The 8495-nt window shown below is 51.7% G+C and carries 7 protein-coding genes and 1 pseudogene; all 8 read left to right on the top strand.

Going from position 1 to position 8495, the window contains the following annotated elements; genetic code table 11:
• Positions 1-308 (top strand): annotated as a pseudogene (tuf, locus tag JHD74_RS21815) (elongation factor Tu); the annotation flags it as partial.
• A 256-nt stretch (positions 309-564) separates the two neighbouring features.
• Positions 565-948, top strand: a complete 384-nt coding sequence (gene secE, locus JHD74_RS21810) for a preprotein translocase subunit SecE (protein ID WP_021182153.1) — start codon at positions 565-567, stop codon at positions 946-948.
• A 1-nt stretch (position 949) separates the two neighbouring features.
• Positions 950-1495 carry a transcription termination/antitermination protein NusG gene (nusG, locus tag JHD74_RS21805; protein ID WP_021182154.1) on the top strand — a complete coding sequence of 182 codons (546 nt, stop codon included), beginning with the start codon at positions 950-952 and terminating at the stop codon, positions 1493-1495.
• A gap of 157 nt (positions 1496-1652) precedes the next feature.
• Positions 1653-2081: a 50S ribosomal protein L11 gene (gene rplK, locus JHD74_RS21800; RefSeq protein ID WP_024531017.1), complete on the top strand. Its 429-nt coding sequence runs from the start codon at positions 1653-1655 to the stop codon at positions 2079-2081.
• Between the two features lie 3 nt (positions 2082-2084).
• Positions 2085-2789 (top strand): 50S ribosomal protein L1, encoded by a 705-nt coding sequence (gene rplA, locus JHD74_RS21795; RefSeq protein ID WP_024531018.1) that lies wholly within the window; start codon positions 2085-2087, stop codon positions 2787-2789.
• Positions 2790-3119: 330 nt separating this feature from the next.
• A complete protein-coding gene (rplJ, locus tag JHD74_RS21790; RefSeq protein ID WP_024485329.1) occupies positions 3120-3617 on the top strand; it encodes a 50S ribosomal protein L10 in 498 nt (165 codons plus the stop codon).
• Between the two features lie 65 nt (positions 3618-3682).
• Positions 3683-4048, top strand: coding sequence for a 50S ribosomal protein L7/L12 (rplL, locus tag JHD74_RS21785; protein ID WP_021182158.1), 366 nt, complete (start codon positions 3683-3685; stop codon positions 4046-4048).
• A gap of 333 nt (positions 4049-4381) precedes the next feature.
• The gene (gene rpoB, locus JHD74_RS21780) at positions 4382-8410 is read left to right on the top strand and encodes a DNA-directed RNA polymerase subunit beta (protein WP_021182159.1); all 4029 of its coding nucleotides are present in this window, start codon (positions 4382-4384) and stop codon (positions 8408-8410) included.
• Positions 8411-8495 lie beyond the last annotated feature (85 nt).

Here is an 8495-nt window from a genome sequence, read left to right as displayed (position 1 = left end):
TGGCTAAACCAGGTTCCATCAAGCCACACACTCAGTTCGATTCAGAAGTGTATATCCTGAGCAAAGAAGAAGGTGGTCGTCATACTCCATTCTTCAAAGGCTACCGTCCACAGTTCTACTTCCGTACCACTGACGTGACCGGTACCATCGAACTGCCAGAAGGCGTAGAGATGGTAATGCCAGGCGATAACGTGAACATGGTTGTTACCCTGATCCACCCAATCGCGATGGACCAAGGCTTGCGTTTCGCAATCCGTGAAGGCGGCCGTACCGTTGGCGCTGGTGTTGTTGCCAAAGTTATCGCTTAATCGCGGATAATATTTGACGCGACATGCGATAAAAGGGCATCATTTGATGCCCTTTTTCTACGCTGTGAACTAGAACCTATCTCATCAGCGATTTTGCAGTCATAATCATTGGTGAGATGGGCTCTTAAACGGTATTGACTGAAATACGTCATGGCGTAAAACACCGAGATGCTGCCAAGCGGCATCTGTTCGGTTTGGTTTGCCTCGCATTGCGAGGCAAAGTTGTTTGTTCGAATCATTAGTGACAGGTTGGTTTATGAGTGCGAATACCGAGGCTCAAGGGAGCGGGCGCGGCCTTGAAGCGGCCAAGTGGTCAATCGTCGCCGTTCTGTTGGTTGTGGCTATCGTCGGTAACTATTACTACCGTGATTTCAGCCTGCCGCTGCGTGCGTTGGCCGTTGTCGTGGTTATTGCCGTTGCAGGTGCAGTGGCATTGATGACCACTAAAGGCAAAGCCACCGTTGCGTTTGCGCGCGAAGCGCGTACTGAAGTACGTAAAGTGATCTGGCCAACTCGTCAGGAAACGTTACACACCACGTTGATCGTTGCCGCGGTAACCGCCGTGATGTCACTGATTCTGTGGGGCCTGGATGGTATATTGGTCCGTCTGGTATCGTTTATTACTGGCCTGAGGTTCTAAAATGTCTGAAGCCCCAAAAAAACGCTGGTACGTCGTTCAGGCGTTTTCCGGTTTTGAAGGTCGCGTAGCACAATCGCTGCGTGAACATATCAAACTGCACGATATGGAAGAGCTGTTCGGCGAAGTCATGGTTCCCACCGAAGAAGTGGTGGAGATCCGTGGTGGTCTACGTCGTAAGAGTGAGCGTAAATTCTTCCCTGGCTATGTACTGGTTCAGATGGTGATGAATGACGCCAGCTGGCACCTGGTGCGCAGTGTCCCTCGTGTTATGGGCTTCATCGGTGGAACTTCCGATCGTCCTGCACCGATCAGCGATAAAGAAGTGGACGCTATTATGAACCGCCTGCAGCAGGCTGGTGATAAGCCACGTCCGAAAACGATGTTCGAACCGGGTGAACTGGTGCGCGTCAACGATGGTCCATTTGCTGACTTTAACGGTGTCGTTGAAGAAGTGGACTACGAGAAGAGCCGCCTGAAAGTGTCTGTCTCCATCTTTGGCCGTGCAACGCCGGTGGAACTGGACTTTAGCCAGGTAGAAAAAGGCTGATCGAATAATCAGCAGGATGAGCGGATTTGTGGCTTGTCAGAGGCGCGAAATTGAACTACAATTTCGCGCCTTTTGTTTTTAGATGTCTTGCTCTTGCAGCGAGACGAAACACGGGGAGCCTCTCAGGAGGCGATATTACCCAAACGAGGAAATTTCAATGGCCAAGAAAGTACAAGCCTACGTTAAGCTGCAAGTTGCAGCCGGTATGGCTAACCCAAGTCCACCAGTTGGTCCAGCTCTGGGTCAGCAAGGTGTTAACATCATGGAATTCTGTAAGGCATTTAACGCTAAGACTGACAGCGTTGAGAAAGGCCTGCCGATCCCGGTTGTTATTACAGTTTATTCTGATCGCTCCTTCACTTTCGTAACCAAGACCCCGCCGGCAGCAGTTCTGCTGAAGAAAGCGGCTGGTGTTAAATCTGGTTCCGGCAAGCCAAACAAAGATAAAGTTGGCAAAGTGACTAGTGCACAGGTTCGTGAAATCGCAGAAACCAAAGCTGCGGACATGACTGGTTCTGACGTTGAAGCGATGATTCGCTCCATCGAAGGTACTGCTCGTTCCATGGGCCTGGTAGTGGAGGATTAAGAAATGGCTAAGCTGACCAAGCGCATGCGCGTGATCCGTGACAAAGTTGATGCTACTAAACAGTATGACATCCTCGAAGCTGTTGCTCTGCTGAAAGAGCTGGCCACCGCTAAATTCGTAGAAAGCGTTGACGTTGCCGTTAACCTCGGCATCGACGCTCGTAAATCAGACCAAAACGTTCGTGGTGCTACCGTTCTGCCACACGGCACCGGTCGCAGCGTTCGCGTTGCCGTATTTGCCCAGGGCCCTAACGCTGAAGCTGCTAAAGCTGCAGGCGCAGAGCTGGTAGGTATGGAAGATCTGGCTGACCTGATCAAGAAAGGCGAGATGAACTTCGACGTGGTTATTGCTTCCCCGGATGCAATGCGCGTTGTAGGTCAACTGGGCCAGGTTCTGGGTCCACGTGGTCTGATGCCTAACCCGAAAGTGGGTACCGTTACTCCTAACGTTGCTGAAGCTGTTAAGAACGCTAAAGCAGGTCAGGTTCGTTATCGTAACGACAAAAACGGTATCATCCATACCACTATCGGTAAGGTTGATTTCGACACAGACAAGCTGAAGGAAAACCTGGAGTCTCTGCTGGTTGCGCTGAAAAAAGCCAAACCATCTCAGGCAAAAGGCGTGTACATCAAGAAAGTTAGCCTCTCCACCACCATGGGTGCTGGTGTTGCTATCGATCAAAGCGGCTTGACTGCTGTAGCGAACTAATCGCACTGCGATTATCGCTTTGACTTGGGGGTGGGATTCATCTAAAATCTTATCCCCCAAGGTTCCGCTATAGGTGGAACAACAGATTTTTCGGTTGGAGCCTGGCCTATCCAGGCCTCCGTCCAAGACCGCAGGTGTGCCGCAAGGCACTTAATCCTTCCTGCGTAGACGGTGACAGAGCCTAAAGAAATTTTTTCTTTTTTAAAAAGAATGGTCTTTGCTGGATTCTGCTCACCGTGTTAAGCCGCTCAACGGCGCGTGTTCGCACACGCTGTTGAGTGAAGTGAGTTCCGGGGATTTTCCCCGGCTAAATCCAGGAGCAAAAAGCTAATGGCATTAAATCTTCAAGACAAACAAGCGATTGTTGCTGAAGTCAACGAAGTAGCCAAAGGCGCGCTGTCTGCGGTAGTTGCGGATTCTCGTGGCGTTACCGTTGATAAAATGACTGAACTGCGTAAAGCAGGTCGTGAAGCTGGCGTTTACATGCGTGTTGTTCGTAACACCTTGATGCGTCGCGTAGTTGAAGGCACTCCGTTCGAATGCCTGAAAGACACGTTTGTCGGTCCTACCTTGATTGCATTCTCTACTGAACACCCGGGCGCTGCTGCTCGTCTGTTCAAAGAGTTCGCGAAAGCGAATGCAAAATTTGAGGTTAAAGCTGCGGCCTTTGAAGGTGAGCTGATCCCTGCGGCACAAATCGACCGCTTGGCAACGCTGCCTACTTACGATGAAGCAATCGCACGCCTGATGGCAACCATGAAAGAAGCCGCTGCCGGCAAATTGGTTCGCACTCTGGCTGCAGTACGCGATCAGAAAGAAGCGGCATAAGCCTCTCTCTTTCTTAGCCTTTGCTTACGTATTTAAACTATTTCTGAATTTTAGGAACTTTTGTTATGTCTATCACTAAAGACCAAATTATCGAAGGCGTTGCAGCCCTGTCTGTAATGGAAATCGTTGAACTGATCGCCGCTATGGAAGAGAAGTTCGGTGTTTCTGCTGCTGCTGTAGCTGCAGGTCCTGCTGCTGCTGTTGAAGCTGCTGAAGAAAAAACTGAATTCGACGTTGTACTGAAAGGTATCGGCGCGAACAAAGTTGCAGTAATCAAAGCAGTACGTGGCGCAACTGGCCTGGGTCTGAAAGAAGCTAAAGACCTGGTTGAGTCTGCACCAGCAGCACTGAAAGAAGGCATCAGCAAAGACGACGCTGAAGCACTGAAAAAAGCTCTGGAAGAAGCTGGCGCTGAAGTTGAAGTTAAATAAGCCACTGCTTTTGGAGTGCAGTCTGTTTTAACTAACAGACTGATGGCTGGTGACTTTTTGGTCACCAGCCTTTTTGCGCTGTAGGGCGTCAGTAGAGTTTCACACTGTTTGACTACTGGCTAACCCCAATATTTCTTTCTATCGACGACTTAATATACTGCCCTCTGCGCCGCAGCCGAATCTGCCGCCACGGCAATGAAATGATTTAAGCGTGATAGAAACGAGTATTGCGGAAAGTGTTCTCGCTTTCCGGTCAACAAAACGGTGTTGCATGAACCGTCCCCTATCCGGACGGACAAATAGGTTCGACTTTCCAGCGAGCTGAGGAACCCTATGGTTTACTCCTATACCGAGAAGAAACGTATTCGTAAGGATTTTGGTAAGCGTCCGCAAGTTTTGGACATACCTTATCTCCTTTCTATCCAGCTTGACTCGTTCCAGAAATTTATCGAGCAAGATCCAGAAGGGCAATACGGCTTAGAAGCCGCATTCCGTTCTGTTTTCCCGATCCAGAGCTACAGTGGCAATTCGGAGCTGCAATACGTTAGCTACCGTCTTGGTGAGCCGGTGTTTGACGTTAAAGAGTGCCAGATCCGTGGTGTGACGTACTCTGCACCGCTGCGCGTAAAACTGCGCCTGGTCATCTACGAACGTGAAGCACCAGAAGGTACGGTCAAAGACATCAAGGAACAAGAAGTCTATATGGGCGAAATTCCGCTCATGACCGAAAACGGTACCTTTGTAATTAACGGTACCGAGAGGGTTATCGTATCCCAGCTGCATCGTAGTCCTGGTGTGTTCTTCGACAGCGATAAGGGCAAAACCCACTCCTCGGGCAAAGTGCTGTATAACGCACGTATCATCCCTTACCGTGGCTCATGGCTAGATTTCGAGTTTGACCCGAAAGACAACCTGTTCGTGCGTATCGACCGTCGCCGCAAACTGCCTGCGACCATTATTCTGCGCGCGCTGAGCTACACCACTGAGCAGATCCTTGACCTGTTCTTTGAGAAAATTGTTTTCGAGATCCGTGATAACAAGCTGCAGATGGAGCTGGTTCCAGAGCGTCTGCGTGGTGAAACTGCGTCCTTCGATATCGAAGCCAACGGTAAGATCTACGTTGAGAAAGCACGCCGTATCACCGCTCGTCATATCCGTCAGCTCGAAAAAGACGAAATTCGCAGTATTGAAGTACCGGTTGAGTACATCGCGGGCAAAGTGGTCGCGAAGGACTATATCGATACCAATACCGGCGAGCTGATCTGTGCAGCCAACATGGAGCTGTCACTGGATCTGTTGGCCAAGCTGAGCCAGTCAGGCCACAAGCGTATCGAAACGCTGTTCACCAACGATCTGGACCACGGTGCGTACATTTCTGAAACCGTACGTGTCGACCCAACCAGCGATCGTCTGAGCGCTCTGGTAGAAATCTACCGCATGATGCGCCCTGGTGAGCCACCAACGCGTGAAGCGGCGGAAAGCCTGTTCGAGAACCTGTTCTTCTCTGAAGACCGCTACGATCTGTCTGCGGTTGGCCGGATGAAGTTCAACCGTTCTCTGCTGCGTGACGAGATCGAAGGTTCGGGCATCCTGAGCAAAGACGACATCATCGAAGTGATGAAGAAGCTCATCGATATCCGTAACGGTAAAGGCGAAGTGGACGATATCGACCACTTGGGCAACCGTCGTATCCGTTCCGTTGGCGAAATGGCCGAGAACCAGTTCCGTGTCGGTCTGGTGCGTGTTGAGCGTGCGGTGAAAGAACGTCTGTCCCTGGGCGATCTGGATACCCTGATGCCTCAGGACATGATCAACGCCAAGCCAATTTCGGCGGCGGTGAAAGAGTTCTTCGGTTCAAGCCAGCTGTCCCAGTTTATGGACCAGAACAACCCGTTGTCTGAGATCACGCACAAACGTCGTATCTCTGCATTGGGCCCAGGCGGTCTGACCCGTGAACGTGCCGGCTTTGAAGTTCGAGACGTACACCCGACTCACTACGGTCGCGTGTGCCCAATCGAAACGCCGGAAGGTCCAAACATCGGTCTGATCAACTCCTTGTCCGTGTACGCACAGACCAACGAGTATGGCTTCCTGGAAACCCCGTACCGCCGCGTGCGTGACGGCGTGGTGACCGATGAAATCAACTATCTGTCTGCTATTGAAGAAGGCAACTTCGTTATCGCTCAGGCGAACTCCAACCTGGACGAAGAAGGCCGCTTCGAAGAAGACCTGGTTACCTGTCGTAGCAAAGGCGAATCAAGCCTGTTTAGCCGCGACCAGGTTGACTATATGGACGTATCAACCCAGCAGGTTGTTTCTGTTGGTGCTTCACTGATCCCATTCCTGGAACACGATGACGCCAACCGTGCATTGATGGGTGCGAACATGCAACGTCAAGCGGTGCCAACCCTGCGTGCTGACAAGCCGCTGGTAGGTACCGGTATGGAACGTGCCGTAGCGGTTGACTCCGGTGTTACTGCCGTAGCCAAACGTGGTGGTGTGATCCAGTACGTGGATGCTTCCCGTATCGTTATCAAAGTTAACGAAGACGAGATGTACCCAGGCGAAGCTGGTATCGATATTTATAACCTGACCAAGTACACCCGTTCTAACCAGAACACCTGTATCAACCAGATGCCTTGTGTGAATCTGGGTGAGCCAATCGAGCGCGGCGACGTGCTGGCAGATGGCCCGTCTACAGACCTGGGTGAACTGGCATTGGGTCAGAACATGCGCGTCGCGTTCATGCCTTGGAACGGCTACAACTTCGAAGACTCCATCTTGGTCTCCGAGCGTGTAGTACAGGAAGATCGCTTCACCACCATCCATATTCAGGAACTGGCTTGCGTGTCTCGCGACACCAAACTGGGGCCGGAAGAGATCACCGCCGACATCCCTAACGTGGGTGAAGCAGCGCTCTCCAAACTGGATGAATCCGGTATCGTGTATATCGGTGCAGAAGTGACCGGTGGCGACATTCTGGTTGGTAAGGTAACGCCGAAAGGTGAAACCCAGCTGACGCCAGAAGAGAAGCTGCTGCGTGCGATCTTCGGTGAGAAAGCGTCTGACGTTAAAGACTCTTCTCTGCGTGTACCAAACGGCGTTTCCGGTACGGTTATCGACGTGCAGGTCTTTACCCGCGATGGCGTGGACAAAGACAAGCGTGCGTTGGAAATCGAAGAGATGCAGCTGAAGCAGGCGAAGAAAGACCTGACTGAAGAACTGCAGATCCTGGAAGCTGGCCTGTTCGCTCGTATCCATGCGGTACTGGTTTCTGGCGGTATCGAAGCCGAGAAGCTGAGCAAACTGCCACGCGATCGCTGGTTGGAACTGGGCCTGACCGACGAAGACAAGCAAAACCAGCTGGAACAGCTGGCAGAGCAGTACGACGAACTGAAATCCGACTTCGAGAAGAAGCTGGATGCCAAGCGTCGTAAGATCACCCAAGGCGACGATCTGGCACCCGGCGTGCTGAAAATCGTCAAGGTGTATCTGGCCGTTAAGCGTCAGATCCAACCGGGTGACAAGATGGCAGGCCGCCACGGTAACAAGGGTGTTATCTCCAAGATCAACCCGATCGAAGATATGCCTTACGATGAAAACGGTACGCCGGTTGACATCGTTCTGAACCCGTTGGGCGTTCCATCGCGTATGAACATCGGTCAGATCCTGGAAACTCACCTGGGTATGGCGGCGAAAGGCATTGGTGAGAAGATCAACCAAATGCTCAAGCAGCACCAGGAAGTGGCCAAGCTGCGTGAATTCATCCAGAAGGCTTACGATCTGGGTGACGGCGTTTGCCAGAAAGTTGACCTGAACACCTTCACCGACGACGAAGTCTTGCGTCTGGCAGAGAACCTGAAAAAAGGTATGCCGATCGCAACCCCAGTCTTCGATGGTGCGAAAGAGTCAGAAATCAAGCAACTGCTGGAAATGGGCGGTATCCCGACTTCGGGTCAGATTACGCTGTTTGATGGCCGTACCGGCGAGCAGTTCGAGCGCCAGGTAACTGTCGGCTATATGTACATGCTGAAACTGAACCACTTGGTTGACGATAAGATGCACGCGCGTTCTACCGGTTCTTACAGCTTGGTGACTCAGCAGCCGCTGGGTGGTAAGGCGCAATTCGGTGGTCAGCGCTTCGGTGAGATGGAAGTGTGGGCGCTGGAAGCATACGGCGCAGCTTACACCTTGCAGGAAATGCTTACCGTTAAGTCGGATGACGTCAACGGCCGTACCAAGATGTACAAAAACATCGTGGATGGCGATCACCGTATGGAACCAGGCATGCCGGAGTCCTTCAACGTACTGTTGAAAGAAATCCGCTCGCTGGGTATCAACATCGAACTGGAAGGCGACTAATCGCTATTCCAGCTCTGGCTCCCGACCTTAGGGAGCCAGAGGGTGGTTGTTCAGGTCACACGGGCGCACGATTTGTCAGCGTGCG

The organism is Serratia sp. ASV30, assembly GCF_016428815.1.
GTDB lineage: Bacteria > Pseudomonadota > Gammaproteobacteria > Enterobacterales > Enterobacteriaceae > Chania > Chania fonticola_C.
Note: the sequence above shows the minus strand (reverse complement) of the source record. Positions and strands in the feature narration are given on the sequence as shown.

Bases quoted from the DNA above. Each gene is read 5' to 3' on its own strand.
- secE (WP_021182153.1), top strand. From the start codon at position 565: ATGAGTGCGAATACCGAGGCTCAAGGGAGCGGGCGCGGCCTTGAAGCG.
- nusG (WP_021182154.1), top strand. From the start codon at position 950: ATGTCTGAAGCCCCAAAAAAACGCTGGTACGTCGTTCAGGCGTTTTCC.
- rplK (WP_024531017.1), top strand. From the start codon at position 1,653: ATGGCCAAGAAAGTACAAGCCTACGTTAAGCTGCAAGTTGCAGCCGGT.
- rplA (WP_024531018.1), top strand. From the start codon at position 2,085: ATGGCTAAGCTGACCAAGCGCATGCGCGTGATCCGTGACAAAGTTGAT.
- rplJ (WP_024485329.1), top strand. From the start codon at position 3,120: ATGGCATTAAATCTTCAAGACAAACAAGCGATTGTTGCTGAAGTCAAC.
- rplL (WP_021182158.1), top strand. From the start codon at position 3,683: ATGTCTATCACTAAAGACCAAATTATCGAAGGCGTTGCAGCCCTGTCT.
- rpoB (WP_021182159.1), top strand. From the start codon at position 4,382: ATGGTTTACTCCTATACCGAGAAGAAACGTATTCGTAAGGATTTTGGT.